Source organism: Pedobacter frigiditerrae, from assembly GCF_004331645.1.
Lineage (GTDB): Bacteria > Bacteroidota > Bacteroidia > Sphingobacteriales > Sphingobacteriaceae > Pedobacter > Pedobacter frigiditerrae.
Window position 1 is genome coordinate 332,761 of the sequence record NZ_SJSK01000005.1, and the last position, 17,678, is coordinate 350,438.

9 protein-coding genes are annotated in these 17,678 nt (G+C 40.9%); 1 reads left to right on the forward strand and 8 read right to left on the reverse strand.

Annotated features, from left to right (window positions below; genetic code table 11):
* Positions 1-26: 26 nt before the first annotated feature.
* From EZ428_RS18950 to rbsK, 7 genes are all read right to left on the reverse strand, one after another.
* Positions 27-2,897 (reverse strand): FAD-binding and (Fe-S)-binding domain-containing protein, encoded by a 2,871-nt coding sequence (locus tag EZ428_RS18950; protein ID WP_131554775.1) that lies wholly within the window; start codon positions 2,895-2,897, stop codon positions 27-29.
* Between the two features lie 250 nt (positions 2,898-3,147).
* Positions 3,148-5,274, reverse strand: a complete 2,127-nt coding sequence (locus tag EZ428_RS18955; RefSeq protein ID WP_131554861.1) for an alpha-galactosidase — start codon at positions 5,272-5,274, stop codon at positions 3,148-3,150.
* Between the two features lie 86 nt (positions 5,275-5,360).
* Positions 5,361-7,271, reverse strand: a complete 1,911-nt coding sequence (locus EZ428_RS18960; RefSeq protein WP_131554776.1) for a heparinase II/III domain-containing protein — start codon at positions 7,269-7,271, stop codon at positions 5,361-5,363.
* A gap of 362 nt (positions 7,272-7,633) precedes the next feature.
* On the reverse strand, positions 7,634-9,193 hold the full coding sequence (locus tag EZ428_RS18965) for an ADP-ribosylglycohydrolase family protein (RefSeq protein ID WP_131554777.1): 1,560 nt from the start codon (positions 9,191-9,193) through the stop codon (positions 7,634-7,636).
* Between the two features lie 53 nt (positions 9,194-9,246).
* On the reverse strand, positions 9,247-11,808 hold the full coding sequence (locus tag EZ428_RS18970) for a beta-L-arabinofuranosidase domain-containing protein (RefSeq protein WP_131554778.1): 2,562 nt from the start codon (positions 11,806-11,808) through the stop codon (positions 9,247-9,249).
* Positions 11,809-11,875: 67 nt separating this feature from the next.
* Positions 11,876-12,877 carry a GRP family sugar transporter gene (locus tag EZ428_RS18975; protein ID WP_131554779.1) on the reverse strand — a complete coding sequence of 334 codons (1,002 nt, stop codon included), beginning with the start codon at positions 12,875-12,877 and terminating at the stop codon, positions 11,876-11,878.
* Positions 12,878-12,903: 26 nt separating this feature from the next.
* On the reverse strand, positions 12,904-13,830 hold the full coding sequence (rbsK, locus tag EZ428_RS18980; protein ID WP_131554780.1) for a ribokinase: 927 nt from the start codon (positions 13,828-13,830) through the stop codon (positions 12,904-12,906).
* Positions 13,831-14,016: 186 nt separating this feature from the next.
* Here rbsK and EZ428_RS18985 point away from each other — a divergent pair, with 186 nt between their 5' ends.
* Entirely contained in the window at positions 14,017-15,543 is a 1,527-nt protein-coding gene (locus EZ428_RS18985; RefSeq protein WP_131554781.1) for a hypothetical protein, read from the forward strand.
* Between the two features lie 31 nt (positions 15,544-15,574).
* Here EZ428_RS18985 and EZ428_RS18990 read toward each other — a convergent pair whose 3' ends face one another.
* Entirely contained in the window at positions 15,575-17,671 is a 2,097-nt protein-coding gene (locus tag EZ428_RS18990; protein ID WP_131554782.1) for a glycosyl hydrolase family 95 catalytic domain-containing protein, read from the reverse strand.
* Positions 17,672-17,678 lie beyond the last annotated feature (7 nt).

Here is a 17,678-nt window from a genome sequence, read left to right on the forward strand (position 1 = left end):
CCTATGAGGCAGCAATCCATGCTGTTTTAAGATCCATTGCTGCTAGACGAACCTATTCCTGAGGTTGCCAAAGGGTCACTGCATTCATCTACCAAGTATAAAACGGAAAGATAATCCATTCCAATGGCATCACTTAGCGCCATCTCGCAGGTCTTTGATGAAGAATAACAGCCATCGAAAACCAGGTTTTTAAGCTCAGCCGCCTGACCCGCGTTGGCCGCCCTTGTCAGTTCGGGATATAGAAAGCCACGATCCCCAGCCATACCGCAACATCCGGCTAACAGGGGCTGGGTAACCGTTTTGGAAAAATGCTTGGCCAGTGCCAAGAGCTTATCCTCCAGTCCCTTCATTTTCATCAACGAACAAACATTATGCAAGACAATACGTTCCTTTCTCTGAGTTATCTTTAGCCTCTGAAGCACCATGTCATACAAAAAATCAATGCTATCCATGAACCGCAGCGCATCAAACCTAGACTTGTTAGTTTCAGAAAGTACTCCTCTACAACCAGTGATGGTTTGTGTACATGAACTGATATCAAGCACCACTGGATGAAGCCCCTGCTGGGTCTGTGACCACAACAGCTCGATCGTATCATTTGCAGATTGGGAGAACGCATCCTTGAAACCCTTGGAAGAATAAATCTGCCCGCAACAGTTATGATCAACTTTCCGAGGGATCAATACAGCAATCCCAGCCTTGGCTGCCACATCAACCAAGGTCTGCATAACCCCCTTCTTCCCCTTGTCACGCTCTCCCAATAGACGGGAGATACACGTTGGAAAATAGACAACCTTAAGTGGTCCAGCCTCAGTTGTTGCAGGAATCCCTCTAGCCAGCGCAATCTGCCCAGTCCATATCGGAAATGAGGGCATTAAACGGCGGAATCCCATGGTAAGGCGGAACATCGTACCCTTTCCAAATAGCTTATTGACCAAAAGCCCAGAAACAAGGGCAAACCTGACCATATGGGAAACAAACTTGAAGTTTTTAGCAATCAACAAGGCAATATGATTAGCCAAGGGAGAATGACTTTCCCGGCGGAGACGCTTAACCAGGTCACCGGTATTGATATCTACCGGACAAGCAGTGGCACAAAGGCCATCCACGGCGCAGGTATCTAAGCCCTGATATTGGTACTGTCCAAGCAACTCCCTGTACTCACTCCCATTGCCCTCAGCTTTTAATTTCATCAATTCCCTTCTTACAACGATTCGCTTTCGAGGGGTCAATGTCAGGTCCCTACTAGGGCATTTCTGCTCGCAAAAACCACACTCCATACATTTATCCACTTCCTGCTCAACTTGGGTAAGTGTTTTCAGGTCCATGACATGCGCATTTCCGTCAGCATTAAGTATAACCCCAGGATTGAGCAGATTAAGGGGATCAACCAGTTGCTTAACCTCCTGCATCAGCTGATAAATCTCAGTCCCCCATTCAGCTTCTACAAAAGGAGCCATGTTACGTCCGGTTCCATGCTCAGCCTTCAAGGCCCCATCATATTTTTTCACCACCAACTCGACCAATTGTTCAAGAAAGGCCTTATATCTTAAAACATCCTGCTCACCATCAAAAGCCTGGGTAATCACAAAATGAATATTTCCATCCTTGGCATGTCCAAAAATAATCGCATTTAGATAATCATATTGTAGAAAAAGAGCTTGAAGATCATGGATGGCCTCCCCCAAAACCGAGACAGGGAACGCGACATCTTCCAATATCACGGTAGTGCCCCTGGCCCTGACCGCCCCCACAGATGGAAACATACCTTTTCGAACTTTCCAAAGCAATGCCTGTTCTGACCGGTTTGAAGAAAAAGTTGCGGGCTCTAAAAGCGCAACTCCTGCCTCCATCTGCCTAAAAGCGGTTACACGCAAATCCAAAGCTTCAGTATCTTCTTCCTGATATTCTATCAAGAGTGCAGCGGCCCTATCTGGCAACAGCCTTATCTGTTCAGGGATTCCCTCTATGTGGGCTATAGACTTCAAAGCCGCCCTGTCCATCAACTCTATTGCCGCAGCTCCAGATTCAGTAAGCAACGGAATCGCCGCACAAGCCTGGGTGATATCTGCGAAGTAGAGCAAGGCCGTCGATTTATGTAAATGATCTGGGATGGTACGGAGCATAGCTTCTGAAACAAAGGCAAGTGTACCCTCTGCGCCAACGAGCAACCTGGCTAAAATCTCTAGCGGCTCACCATGATCTAAAAAGGCATTCAGCCCATATCCCACCGTATTCTTGCTCAGGTATTTATGGCGAAGCCTACCTATAATCTGGGGACTGGATACAATCCGCTCCCGCAAGGCTGATAATCCATCATGAATTTCCGGGCATTCAACCATGAACCGATATTTATCCAGGGGCTCAGCCGTATCATATGTTTTTCCATTTGGCAATACAAACCTGATGGAATGGAGCGTATGGTAAGTATTATCTTTTACCCCACAACACATCCCACTGGAATTATTTGAAATGATCCCACCCATCATGGCAGAACCAATACTTGCTGGGTCGGGACCGATTTTTCTGCCAAAGCAAGAAAGTTGGGCGTTTGCAATGGCTCCAATGACCCCAGGCTGAACTCGAATGAAGTTACCATTACCCTCCACGCTCACCTTTCTCCAATGCCTGCTTAAGTCAACCAAAATTCCATCGGTGATGGATTGGCCTGAAAGGCTTGTGCCAGCACACCTAAACACCAAGGGAATACCCTGTGATTGAGAGAATTTAAAAAGCTTAATAATTTCGCTTTCGGAGACAGGATAAACAACTGCCACTGGCCTTAAATAATAAAATCCAGCATCTGATGCACTCGCGACAAGGTCAATCAATTTGCACTTGACCCGTTCTTGGGGAAGAATTTCTTGTAATAGCTCGCCTATGTCCCGTTGTTTCATGTTCCTTTTAACTGCTTCGGCAATCGTGCACACGCACATCATCCAGTAATATAATCATATCAGAGGAGATTATCGCCATGTAATGTTCCTAACAGGATTATTTACATGCCCAAATCATCTGAAAAGTTATTTCTAAACTAAACTGTATCAGACAAAATTATCGCTAAAAAGTATGTTAACCATTTAATTTCTTTGCCATTGCTTGAACTTATTTTGCACATTATATACCTGAGGATTTCAAGAGCTTATATCATTTAATTTTTTCCAATTCGAACAATTCACCGCCATAGACAACATCGATACTTACTGGAAATCCATTTTCTTTAAGTTCCTTACCTGTTGAGGTTGCAATTATATTTCCACCCATGGTCATAACCTTATATGTCGCCAGGGGATCTAAGTAGTTTATAGTGATGATTCTTCTTGCCTCTATTGCCCCATGCCTAAAAACACCAATTATTCCACCAGTTTTAGATTCTGTGTTAATTCGTTGAAATCCATCCCACATCCCTTCTACTGGCTCGCCAAACCCTGGGAGGTCTTGTCTAAACATCATGACCTTATACTTGGTTTCCATGTTCTGTAACCAATCTGCGTAACCTCGATATGTTTTCAATTGTACAGCACTAAGTTTCCTTGGGTCACCCAACATGATAGGCAACGCCCCTGCCAGGGACTTGATATGTAATTCCCAATTTTCATCTTGCATTTCAGGATTACCAATTACCAAAGCAGTTGCAGGTATAGCTGGCGATCGCCACCAAGCCATATTTCTTATTTTAAGGTCTACATTCTCATCATGGCCACCAAAGTTTGAAAGCCAGTTTCCCTCTGCATGCTTAAGCATGGCATAATCTATTAACTGCAGCCCACCCATCGCTTCAAAAGTACAGTCAATGAACAGGCTTGGTTTGGCTTTATGCAGTTCATCAAAAAGTTGCCAAACACTTTCATAATTTACATATAAAGATTCCCGCTGATCTTTATGGCCTGTATGACTCGTTGAATAACAACCAGCTTCTTCATTATTAAATCTATAGGGACTCGTAACTACGGCAAAGTCTAGCTTCAAGTATTCTAAACCATAATCGAGTGATAATTTCATTAGGATGTTTTGGATATAATCTTTCCACCCAGTACTGAAACACGCTGAACGAACATCCATACTGTTACCGCTAATTTGTAGGTTAGCAAATTCTCCTTTTTTATCTTTTACAAACCATTCGGGGTGTTCTCTGTAAACCTTACTTACTGAGGAAGCACTACCTACACTTACCCATAAACCCGGCTTCATCCCCAATGATTTGATATAATCAAAAACAGGTTTCAATCCGTTAGGAAATTTCGTTTTATCTATTCCCCAATCGCCATAATTATCTTGCCACCCATCATCAATCACAAATTCTTTCATACCTGCTGCTGCAGCAGCCCTTGCCAATTCCATCACCAATTTTTCGTTGATGTTTGTGGTAAATGGAGTCCAGGTGTTATAAACAAAAGTGGGTTTGGTTGCCAGCTCGGAAAGCCTAATACCCATATGCTTGCGTAGGTAATCTGGCACCACCGTGTTTAAAGTTTCATTCGCATCTTTTTGGTTTCCATAAACAATGGTAAAAACCTGTGGGCTAGAAAATGACTCCCCCTTACTCAAATTTCTCCTGAATGGAAACCGATCGTTTTTATGGCTTAGGCCAGACACTATGGTTGGTTCCTGCCAAAAAACTGAAGTATGCTTGATTACTCCAGACGCTTCATTGCCAATCACGATTCCTTGCTTCCAATCGCTGTTGTGTACCGTAACCAAAGCATCTTGCATATTGCCTTTATAGGGGCCAATGAAACGTCTACGCCCATAGTCGTGAAAAATCCAACTAAAAGTGGGGCCGTAGTAATCCACCACTTCAAACTTCTCTACATCAACAGATTCTAATCTTACACTTTGTTCAGTTAAGTTTTTAATGATCAGGTTCTTCCTGATAAGTGGTAAATTTGGATATAGCAAAAACTGAATGGTTAGTTCTATTTTTTTATCCTCACTTAGCAATTTGACAGCAGCTCCATTGCCTTGCCTTGTATCAGTAAATGTTTTTATATCTCGTAATCCCCAACTGTCTGTGCCTGTATAAATCTTATCATTTACTTCAAACTGAAAATCGGGATTTGTTTTTTTAAAATATTTGAATTCCTGATTTAAGGGGGCATAACTAGTTGTTAAAAAATTGCCTTTTTCTTCTGGCAGTTTAATTATCCTTCGTACTAGCCCGTTATTCAGTTCTATTGCTTTTTTAGTCCAGGTAGCATATGAAGTTTGGGCATTCGCCAATGAAGAAAGTGTTGTTAAGATCAATAGCAATACGAGATTTATATTTTTAATCATCATTTCATTAATTGACTACGTTGGTTAGCTTTTTGGTTTGTATTTAGGTTTTTATCCTATCTATTTAATAGCAAGACCATAGCTTGCTAATTTTTCAATAACTTCTTTACGCCTCCTGGAATTGCCCTTAAAGTTAATTTTCCTGAGGCATTGGCTGGCGTGTTCACCTTGAACAAAATGCGACTGAGTCCTGGATTTGGTGAATCCTGAGTCTTGGTTGAGGCTGACACGTCTTGTATCTCAACAGTTACCAGATTTAACAGGGCGGGATTTATACTGAGCAGCAAACTTTCCCCATTCTGAACCAGCAGCAACCCGTCTGTACTTCTGGTAACACTGGCTTTGGTAAGCCACTGAAAGGTAACCTCGGTAGCTTGACCTTTGACTTGCCATTCATCGATTAACGTTACTGATCGATCTGGGTTCAGTAACACCGTACGATCGACCCTACTCGCCTGGTCAGCATATAGGGAGCTTAAATCAGCCCTGTTGCCCACAACCCCGTTTTGAGTTGGAAGTTCGATGACCTCTCCTTTCCCATCTATGAGCTGGTATTGACCATTGAACCTCAGTATATTGTGACTCTCAGGGCCTGCCCTGAAGGCAGTCCATCGATTACTGTTCTGGGTATAGTTCCATAGGTCCAATTTGGCGGCACGCATATTGCCATAATTTTCTGTACCTAAATCAACGGCCCACCTTACCCCATCTGCCTCAAGGATAAAACTTCCCACATCCATGTGCGCGTGGGAATTATTCGGCGTCCCACCCTTTATGGCAACATAGGTTGCCCTCGGATCGTCCCAAGAGCTTCGCATCACCCCCATGGACAAATGACCCCGTGGCGACCAGTGCAATGGTGGCCTGGCAGTAGCCGCTGCTTTTAAAAGTGATGGATCCCACCATATGATCTCCAATGGGGTAAGCCTGCCAAGGGCAACATTTTTACCACTTTTGGCATTCTTCCCCGTTGACAGGAATTCATGGTAGCGATCAATGTCGGTAAGTTCATCGCGGATCAGGTCAGGGCGCTTCAACTCCTTGGCGAACCAAGCCATAATGGGCTCGTTTTGAAGTTCAACATGGTAATCAGAATAGTTGTAATCCTGTCCTGTTGGACCTACCATCTGGTTATTATAATCTGCTGTCTTTAAAAACCCGGGCATTTGCTCCAGTCCACAAGTCTTACCGAAGGTAGAGCGCAATGCCTCAACGGCTATCACATAAAAACTCGTTCCATAGGCCCAGTAGCTTGGCCCCTCCGGAAATGCACCGTCAAAGGCATAAGTCGCTCCGGCATAAGGGATGTTCTTTATTGCACGCTCGGTGGCGGTCTTTGATAGTTCTGGCTCCAGTTCGGCGATAGCCAGCGCGGCAACCATAACGCCACCATTGCACACTGGATTCCAGTTAAAGTTACCCCTCACCCAACTGTCTCCTCCTTCTCTTGTTGCCAAGGCAGGAAGGATGGCTAGATTCTTTATTGCTGAGGCTATTTTAACTCTTTCCCCGGAAGAAAGGTGATCATATAGCCAGTCAAAACCTATTCCGGCTGCAAACGCAGCCTCGCCTACATCCAAAAAATGGCCAGTGCCCCAATTCTTGAGTTCGCAAAGAGCCAGTAATTCAGCCCGTGCCCTTTGAAGGCTTCGGGCCTCACCTGTTAAGCGATAATCCAGCGCCAGAGACAAAATCCTTCCCTGTACGTTCCTGGCAGTACCCATATTATTGATTCCTTCTGGATAAACTATTACCGATTCCTTTAGCTTTCGCTCTACATCAGAGCGAAGTATGTACCTTAGCTTTAGCGATACACTATCACTTTGTTTCTTGATCCTTTCAATCACAGCGCTATTGGCAAACAACCTGGGGTGCGCTGGTAGGTGGCCCCAATCCGCTTTGGTAAGACATTGTGGAGCCGATAATTCAGGGTGCCGCGCAACAGCATGTAAAAAAAACAGAAAGAGGCAAAAAAAGGTGGTGAAGCGTATAGTCATCTGTTAGTATATTTGGTTAATAGGTTAATTAATGGCCACAGTAGCTTTCCTAAGATATTGGCCCTGGTATCTACCCATTAATACAAAAGCTGCAAGGCTGAGATATTGACCCTTGTTAGCCATACATAAAACTATTGCAATGATTCATATAAAAGATAGAACATTCTTTGCTGTTTATTGAATTTAATTTGCTCTCAAAACCTACTGCTCTAGCTAACATTCAATGAGAAAACGCCTACCATATATCTTGATGATCATGGCTCATCATTACCGTGATTTCAATGAGAACCAGAAATAACAGATTGGATCGGAAAAATTTAAATACCACTCTTATTGGGCAATTTTATATGGGAAGACAAAGATCAATTAGCGAAATGAAGAAGCTTCCCATAAACGATTTCTGGCTTTTTCCATACCTCATTATCATTAAACAGCATTTCAGATTTGGCAGCAGTACTTGGCCTTAAAAATCCCTGTGCCGCAAATTTTTCACGTAAACTCAACATACCCTGAAAACTATCACCATAAAAGATATTGTTCATTATTTTCCAGTAACCACTCAAAAGATAACAACCTTCTTTCCATTGCATTGGATATGATACCTTGATTTCCTCAGCAGAGCCAACGCATATTGACAGGTAAACCGCTTGTGCCTTTTCCTGCTTGGTACCCTTTGTAATTTTCGATAAGATCTCTTTTCCCATTAAATTTTTGAGATGGGAAATTTGATCTTTAATAGCTACCAACTTCAAGACTGGAGCAGGACTTTCTCGCATGATCGTATAAGTAATGACCTTATTAATCACAGATTTTTTTCCTCCATTCTGCTCATTTATAATTTCAAATAAATCAATTAACCGGTCAGCAAAACTTGTAATGGTTTCATCCATAGGCATTTCATCACGATTGGTATTTCTGTACCTGTCCGTAATTTGCCATCCCTTACTTAGCATATCGCGGTAACCGTCAATCGTGCCAATAATCGTACCCACCGTAGCTGCATTACAATCAGAATCGTAACCAAAGTTAAATGCATATCTTATGGATTCAGAAAAATCTCCTTTGCCATACAGTAATGAGGCAATGATTGCAGCTGTATTAAGTTCAGAACCATTTCTATTTCTAGTCAAGTTTGCATGCGTGGCATATTTTGAATGAATAAGCTTGCGTACCTCTTGCCAGTTATTTGGATTAGCATTATGCCATTTTCTCACATCACCAATAATTCCATTCATGATACTTGAAGGATCTAAGGCCAAAACCCCCGCGTCAATAATTTTTTCTATGCTGTTTTCTGTAAATGCCGTAGAAACCATGGCCGTAAACAACTGTGTGGTTTGGGCGGGTTCTTGATCAATAGCCACTTTTGTATAGTGAAGTCCAATCTTCGCAGCGGTTTGAGGCATTGCAGGAGAAATTAAGCCATAGGTCTCCGACAAGAACTGACCAGACAAATTGAATTCGGCCCAAGGATTTAACGTGATGTTTCCAGTTAACGGTGGTTGGATCCCCAGGTCCATGAGGTGTCGGGCAAAACGATTGGCACACCAAATATTCCTATTGATACGACTAGTCCATAATGCATTGATATCTTTATAGGGGATAAAAGCATTTCGACTTTTTTGCATTTGGTAGATGTAAACCCATTCAAAATCTGTATCATCATCAGTTATTCCCCCATCCGGCAAAGCAGGTCTGTAGGTTTCTACGGCTCCAGGCGTCTCAAAATACTTAAATTCATGTGGCATCCCGTTTATGTTACCTATGATCTGCCCCAATAAACCACCACGAATTTTATCAACCATTATTTCAGCAGCAATCGAAATAGTTTTTCTATCACCCTTAACCTGGGTATAAGCACTATAAGGTGTGCCACACAGAAAAAAAGCTACAAAAAGTACAATATTGATTTTATTTTTCATGGCACCTATTTTAACATGTCTTGTAAACGCTCTCCAAATTGGCACAAAGATTCTTACTGCTTTTTTAACCAAGTACTCACTTCACCACCTGTTTGGCTCGCATCAGCATAGGGAACCAAAATAATATTCTCGGTTTTGCCACCCGCTTGTGCTTTAACCTGATAAGCTTGCGTACCTACCCATTTAGCAGGCAATACGCCTGGTGCATTCTCTAATTGAACCCTATTTGCCTGCACAGTAAATACTTCTGGTAAAGTGGGATTTAATTTTTTATCAAAAACCAGCACCTGTGGTCCGCGTTGGAAAGCGATTGAACCAGGGTAACTTACCCCGCCATTTAATACAGTTAGCGGCAGCGTAAAGTTGACCGCGATCCTATCGCCTTTAGACCATACACGGCTTATAGAGATTGTTTCTTTATTTGTTACATCCTGTGCTTTACCATTTACCGAAATGCTAAAACTACCTGCCCAATATGGCTTACGCAACAACACTTCAAATTTGCTGCTTGAAGATGGATTTACTTCAATGGTTGCATTTCCAGCTTCTGGGAAAGTGGTTTTTGTGATAAACTCTACAGATGTCTTGTCGCTCAATACGGTTTTGTATACGCCAGGTTGATAAAATAAAATTGACGGGACGTCGTTGGCTTTACCATTCGCAAAAAGTGGAATCATGGCTATGCCACGAGGTACGCTAGACATACAGCAGGTAATTACTGTTCTGTATGGCTTAACTCCCATTAGTGGCGTGTAATAGCTTACTCCCCCAGTTTGTGGATTCTCGGCACCGGTTAAATGATTGTATACTGCCCGTTCCAGTTCATCTACATATTCCATTTTGCCAAATAGGTTTAATAGCTGCATGTTTAATTGCACCCAAGTTGTGGTTACGCAACCTTCACCCATGTTATCTTTTGCTGTTGCAGGTAATAGATGGTCGTCATGAAAATGCTCAAACGAACTTGTTGTGCCAGTTATATACATGCGATTTTGGGTGATATCTTTCCATGCCGCCAAAACAGGGTTGAGGAATTTTTTATCATCCGTTACTCGGTATAGCTTCACTAATCCAACCAGGTTTGACATCATTTCATACGCTTTCGCGTTGGCTGTTTTATCAACTCTCCCTATAGAATCTAGCGTCGAAATTATACGTGGCCCATCTTTGCCATTATAGCTTTCGGTAATGTAATAACAGAAATCCAGGTATTCTTTTTTACCGCTAAAACGGTACAGGTCTGTCATCGGATCAATTACACTTGTAGCAGCCATGCCTACGTGTGCACCTGCTTTAATGATATCTAGTTGCCCTTGCTTGGTTCCGAAACGGTTGTAAAGCAAATTTCCAATTTTTTCTGATGCAACCAGAGCAGGCTTATATCCCGACATTTCGTAATAACTCAACAAGCCTACCAAATCGTATTTATGCGACCACACATCCCAACTTGTCCACTGGCTTGCCGAATCATAAGTACCTAAATACCCATCGTTCAATTGTGCTGCAATTAATTGCTGAGCTGTGCGGTCTATTTGTATTTTAAGGGCTGCATCCTTAGTGTTTAAATACGTATTGCAGGCTGCTTCTAAAAATTTACCAACATGTTCGCCAATCCACGGATGTGCTCCTGGCTTATTAATGAACCCAGCAAGCAAGCCTGCCTCATCCACTTTGTATAAACGTTGTTCTTTGTTGGCCTTAAGTCTTTCGCCCAGCCAGCCTTGTATGTTTTGTTCTGCAAGTTTTGCGTTACTGAAAATCTCTTTGGCTTTGTACGCTACCAAGGGATGCACCGGCCTGTAAGTAATATCAGTATAACCATATTCATCATTCCAATTGGTTTTATAAGTATATATGGGAATGGATAATGAATACTGAATTTTCAGAAATGACGAGGTCGACTGATATGGGAATTTAAATGTATTGTCGCCAGTTTTTAAGCTGATTGTTTTTTTTACAGATTTAAGTTTCTTCTGATTAAGGTCGTAAAAGTCTGCAGTGAGTTCAGCATTTACTGTTCTATCTGCCTTATTTTTTATGGTGCATATATATACGGCATTTTTACCGTTTACTTTTTGCTTATTGGTTACTCCTTCTGCAAGGGAACGCATTAAAAATATTTGCTCAGGCGTAGCTGCCAAAATAGCTGGATTACCTTCTATAGCGCACACATCTCCCCAATGCCTGATGCGAATGGCGATGGTATTCTCTTTATCCCAAAGAATGTCCCCATAATTTAAGATATAATTTCGCTTGATATCGCCAGAACCCGTTGTACCAACTAGTTTCCCATTAAGATAAGTATTGTCATCTTGCTTAATGCGCCCTAGAGATAGCATCAACGCACCGCTTTTTTGCAGTTCACTCTTTAGGGATGATGGGATAATTACCGTTTTTTTTACCCATACAATACTACCGTTTGAAGCAAGATCAGCCTTCTCCCATTTTAGCTTGGTACTTTCAGTTGTTTTCCAGTCTAAAAATGCCTTATTCGGCTGCGCATTCGTCATGTCATCTTTCAATGAATAACTCCATTTACCATTTAATGGCAGTTGTGCTACTGAAACCACTGAAATGAATAGTATAGCTATTAAAAGGCTTAATTTTATTTTCATGATATTATTTTTATTGTAGAACCAAGGATCAGATTTCTCCAACCCTCATGATAATTTTATTTTTAATTTAAGAACCGGAAAATATCAGCAGTGCCAACCCAAGAATAAAGAACAGAAACATGGCACTGACAAGTATATTTGTTCCCTTAGGGGCATTTTTAAACTCTTTCCAAACAAACACACCCCAAAGAGCGGCAATCAAAGTGGCACCTTGCCCCAATCCATAAGAAATGGCAGGGCCCGCCTTACCCGCAGCGATAAGATTTAGAGAGTTTCCCATACCCCATATCATTCCCCCAAAAACACCAGTTAAATGAGTCTTGAAATTTCCATTAAAATAGGCTTTGTAACTAGTAGGTTCGCCAACAAATGGTTTTTTAATGAGTATGGTATTGAATACAAAGTTGCTTAAAAATATGCCGATGGAAAATATGAACACCGCGGTATAAGGCGTCATCTTACCAACAGCAGGGGAAACGAAATTATCAAGATCCATTGAGCTGGCAATAAACCTGTAAAAGAACGACATCAACACCCCAGCAATTAATGCCAGCAATATTCCCTTGCCTGAAACCTTTTGACTTGTTGTGCTTTTTTTCTTGTAGGCCGCTGCATTTATTAAAATGGCAACCATGACAAGTGCTACGCCGGCAAAGAGCAGTACTGGATCCCCATTTTGTGCTGCAGAATAGTTAATGATCACTCCTAAAACCAGCGCTAGCCCAATTGCGATGGGAAATGCGACAGCCATGCCTGCAATAGCGATAGAAGCAGAAAACAATATATTTGCTGCATTAAAAATTATCCCTCCCAAAAGCGCACTCAACAGACTAGAAAAACTAGCTTGGTTCAAGTCCGTTATAAATCCTCTTCCTTGTTCGCCAAAGCTACCCATAGTGAGTGCAGACACGATGGAAAAGAGCAAAATACCTATCACATAGTCCCAGTAAAACAACTCGAAACGCCAGGTTTTTGCAGCGAGCTTTTGTGTATTTGCCCAAGACCCCCAACATAACATAGTTATAAAGCAGAATAAAATGGCAGTAGCGTAAGATTGTATGATAAACATTATTTGGAATTAAAAGTTAAAAAAAATTAAATATCGGCATGATGAACCTTTGAACTTATTTCATTACGGTAAGGGGCAGAAGATTGTGCGCCCAAGCGAGTTACGGCAATGCCAGAAGCCTTGCATGCAAAAACTGTAGCATCTTCAATGCTCTTTCCTTCGGATATTGCTACTGCCAATGCGCCATTAAATACATCACCAGCGGCCGTTGTATCTACAGGAATTACTTTCTCTGCAGCAATGTAAGTATAATTTGATTTGCTATATACTAATGCACCAGCTTTTCCCAATGTAATAATTACATCTTTTACACCTTTTTCATGAAGAACTGCCGCAGCTAATTTAGCACCATCAACATCTGTAACCGCTATTCCCGTTAATAGTTGTGCCTCGTTTTGGTTAGGCGTAATGATGCTGATATGCCTGTAAAGAGATTCAGGAAGTTTACAGGCTGGAGCTGGATTTAGCACCACTTTCTTACCACTGGCCGCTGCAATTTCTGCGACGTAAGCCACGGTTTCTAGCGGGATTTCTAATTGCATAAGCACAATTTCAGCGTTCTTTATGACCGCATCACTTTGTTGAAGATCAGCAACACTTAATGATGCATTTGCACCAGAGGCAACCACGATGCAATTCTCGGCATTTTTATCAACTGTAATCAGTGCAACCCCAGAAGGATTTTTAGAATCAGACAATAGATGTGAAACATCTATACCTTCATCTTCAAAAAGTTGAACAGACTGTTTACCGAAAATATCGTTTCCTGTTTTACAAATAAAGGTTACCGAGCCACCAAGCCTAGCTGCTGCCACTGCCTGATTAGCGCCTTTCCCCCCTGGATTCATTAAAAACGTTCCGCCTAAAATGGTTTCTCCTGGGCTCGGCAGGTGATCTGCCTTAATTACCATGTCTGTATTAGAACTTCCTACAACTAGGATAGATGGTTTCATAGTAGAATTTATATCTGGTTTAAATCGATTATAAAAATAATGAATAAAGCTAATTTATCTGCACACAATTAAGCATCAAAAAATAATTCCAAAAACTAATAAACAACTAATTAACCACCAAAAATTATTAATTTTACTATAAATAATAAGAAAACCCGATTACAAAAATATAATTCCAAAATATTAATGAGCAACATCGTTTCCCTAGCCACCCTGATTAGCTCACTCTCAAAAAGTGAAAGACGATACCTTAAATTGTACGGCACCTTACATGCGGGAAGGAAAGATTATCTACAGCTACTTGAAGTGTTTTTGGTTGAAAAAGATATTGACCAAGTTAAGAAACGTTTTTCTTCCCATTGCCCAAATGCCTCATTCAATACGACAAGCTCGTATTTGTTCAAGGTTATTTTGGATGCCATCATTCATTTACAGCACGATAAACAAATGCTTTTTAAGCTAACTTCTGAAATACTGACCGTAATGGTGTTGTTTGAGCGAGGTTTGTATGTAGAGGCTTTTAAGAAAATCCAGAAAGTACAGGTCGAGGCGAAAAAGAATGAGTTTTATGCCATTCAAATTTGGGCTTCAATTATAGAGCTTACCTTTATCAGCAACTTAGGCTTTCACACCGTCAATGAAACGGAGCTTGTTCAAAAGCAAATGAAGGTACAAACCTTATTAAAACATACCCAACAAATCTTTCAGCACGCTTCACTATACCACTTGGCCCATCATAGATTATTATATAAGGGCAATGTAAGAACCGAAAGACAAAAAGAGGAATTGAATGATTTGTTGGTTTCAGAACTTTCACTTATCTCAAAACCGATTGCTACCACCTTCGAGGGGAAAAAAAACCATTTCCTTTTTCAGGCCTATTTCTTAATGAGCATTGGCGACTATAAAGCGGCATTTAAAACTTTTGCAGAGTTAATATTAATTTTTGAGGCGGATGATAATATAAAGGAATCCTCGGTAATGGATTATTTAACTACCATAGAGGGTGTTTTGAATAGCTTGCATAGCATTAGACAATTTGATGCCATGCAGTTTTTCTTGGATAAGTTAACTTCACTAAACCATATTTCAGATTTCCAGTCGCTAAACCGTAACCGAATAGTGTATATATACAAAACAGTAAGGTTATTGAATACAGGTAATGTCGATGAGGCAGAACGACTCAGCCTATCGCTAGATGACAAGCTATTTAATAAGATTGATCTGCTTAACCCGGGAAAACAAGCCGAAGTTCACCTATACACCTCATTAATTCACCTCATGAAGGAGAATATTGACCTTGCCCATACCAATTTGAATAAAATCCTTTTGGGAGGCAGTATTTTTTATAGTTTACCGGTTTACCGAACTTCCCGATTGATTAATCTGCTTATCCATTACGAACTTGGAAACCATGATTACATCCAATATGAAATCAGATCCATCAAGAGAACCTTAACAGATAATGACAAGAAAGCCTATCTCCTAGAAAAAATCATTTTCAACTTTCTATTAGTGCAAATATCGCCTAAATCCATTAAGGAGCGCATTGCCATCTGGGATGCGATCAAGGAAAAATTCGATGAAATAGCAGACCATAAATATGAACTCCAGGTTTTAAACATCTTTGACTTTGCCACATGGATTGAAGCCAAAATATTCAAGAAGAAGCTATCTCACCTATTTAACGAAAAGACAGCTAATCGATCTTAAATATGCCAAGCCAGAAAATTCAAGAGTGTTGTTACTTACTTGGGCTACAAACAATATCTTCTTTTCCGCTCATTTTAAGGGTTAGCTTTTTCCAGTGAAGTGGCAAATTAGCTTTCTCTTGGTAAAGACCATCCTCGCCTATCTTCATTCCGGCAAACCCGAAAATAATGGTTTGTAACATACCACCATAACCTGTACAAAATACCGTTACACTTTTACCTGGCTTTTCTGATATAAAACCAAATGGGGCCTTGCGATTTGGCTGATAGCCCTTTTGGTAAAGTTGATATGCTTTGCCAGCTTGCCCCATACGGGCATAAGAGGTTGCAAGCACGCTATAGCTCATTGATGGCCCATTTGGGTCAATTTTCGGCTCATAATACTGCAAATCTTTTAGTATTTGAGTTTTATCCGTGATCAAATCAAGTGGAAATGCCAGTAAATTTACATCTGCCTGTTTAATCCGTTGTCCGGTGTATTGGGAATTTTGCAGGGTATATCCATCCTTATGCTTTAATATCACCATTCCTTTTGAAACGTTTTGCCAATCTGGATTTATCTGTTCATTTAACAATTTTGCACTTTCTATTGCGGCATCCAACACCACTTTTACTGCTCCATTGGTAAATGCATCATCATCTACATCTTCATGGTATTCATCTGGGCCAACGACATTCTTGATGTGATAATTACCTTTTTCATCTTTACTAGCTCTTGAAACCCAAAACTCAGCAATCTCCCTGATTAAAGGAAAGCCCCTTTGCTGAAGCCATAATCTATCTTTGGTAACCTTATAATAGTTCCAGGCAGAAATTGCAACATCAGCGGTTACGTGGTGCTCATTCATGTCTAATTTATAAGCAATCGGTGTACATTCATTTCCCTGCAAGTCAGACTCCCAAGGATACATGGCACCCTGATAACCAAATTGTGCGGCTCTTTTTTTTGCTTGACCTAAGGTGTTATACCTAAAATCTACCATAGAAGCAGCTAAGGATGGCTGCATAACGAGCATAGGCGGGTACATCCAGAGTTCAGCATCCCAAAAAATATGTCCTCCCCATCCAGTCTCTGCTAAACCCGTGGGTGGGATACTTAACTCAAAACCTTTTGCAATAGATGCGTATAAAGAATAAAGTGCAAGTCGGGCATCAATTTGTGCTTCATCATCGCCCTCAATCTCTATGTCACTTTCCCATAATTTTGCCCAGGCAGCCTTGTGATTTGCCATTAAATGTTTGTAGCCCAAATTATAATCGCGACTGCATATGCGAACAGCATCGTTATAGGGATCGCTTGTAAATTGTGAATGTGTAAAAGCGCTCAGCATACAGAATGAGTACTTTTCTCCTTTCTTGAGCTTCACCGAAAATGATAGCTGTTGCTTAAAGTTATTCAGCTTAACATAATTTAGCTGAGGCGTTTGCCCGTTAAAGAAAAATGTATTTGCTCCAGAAATGCAATCGTTACCTGTTTCTGTTGGGAAAGCAGCAGACATTACCGGAATCTTTTCTTTTATGGTTGTACTTAAACTGTACAGGCCGTAATTAAGGTTGGTTTTGTAAACTCCCAGTGCCTTGCTACGATCGGGAACAGCAATTGCATTTAAAACTGTAAATTCAATATCTTCCAATGCTTTAAATTCATAAATAACCATTGTTGCCATTGGTAAGTTTCGCAGTGCAACCATTTGGGTTTTTACCTCAAGCTGGGTTCCATAAATGTAAGATGTTTCTAAAATAGCTTCCTTCAGCTTTAGGGTTTGTTTCCAATCTTTAACCTTTTCGCCAAACTGGAGTTCTTTCTTATCGCTAAAAACAATTTTAATATTAACAGGATTATAATTATTGATCAGCCTTACATAGTCTCCAAGTGGAGACCGATCATATAAGCCGTTTATAACTACGCGTTCTGCACCTAAACCGCTTTTCTGGCTTCTTAAACCCACAATACCATTACCTAAATAAGCGGGTGTATAATTAGTAGTATCTATAGCGTTAATTGTCCATAGATCTTTTTTAATTTGCTGTGAAATAGCATTATTTGCTAACAAAGCAAGCATAACAACAAACAGCATTACTTTGAAAAATAATAACCTATTAATTTGCGATAGGAATTGTATGAACATATTGTGT

Excerpts from the sequence above, each read along its gene's own strand:
- EZ428_RS18975 (WP_131554779.1), bottom strand. The coding sequence starts at position 12,877 with ATGTTTATCATACAATCTTACGCTACTGCCATTTTATTCTGCTTTATA.
- EZ428_RS18950 (WP_131554775.1), bottom strand. The coding sequence starts at position 2,897 with ATGAAACAACGGGACATAGGCGAGCTATTACAAGAAATTCTTCCCCAA.
- EZ428_RS18990 (WP_131554782.1), bottom strand. The coding sequence starts at position 17,671 with ATGTTCATACAATTCCTATCGCAAATTAATAGGTTATTATTTTTCAAA.
- EZ428_RS18970 (WP_131554778.1), bottom strand. The coding sequence starts at position 11,808 with ATGAAAATAAAATTAAGCCTTTTAATAGCTATACTATTCATTTCAGTG.
- EZ428_RS18955 (WP_131554861.1), bottom strand. The coding sequence starts at position 5,274 with ATGATTAAAAATATAAATCTCGTATTGCTATTGATCTTAACAACACTT.
- EZ428_RS18985 (WP_131554781.1), top strand. The coding sequence starts at position 14,017 with ATGAGCAACATCGTTTCCCTAGCCACCCTGATTAGCTCACTCTCAAAA.
- EZ428_RS18965 (WP_131554777.1), bottom strand. The coding sequence starts at position 9,193 with ATGAAAAATAAAATCAATATTGTACTTTTTGTAGCTTTTTTTCTGTGT.
- EZ428_RS18960 (WP_131554776.1), bottom strand. The coding sequence starts at position 7,271 with ATGACTATACGCTTCACCACCTTTTTTTGCCTCTTTCTGTTTTTTTTA.
- rbsK (WP_131554780.1), bottom strand. The coding sequence starts at position 13,830 with ATGAAACCATCTATCCTAGTTGTAGGAAGTTCTAATACAGACATGGTA.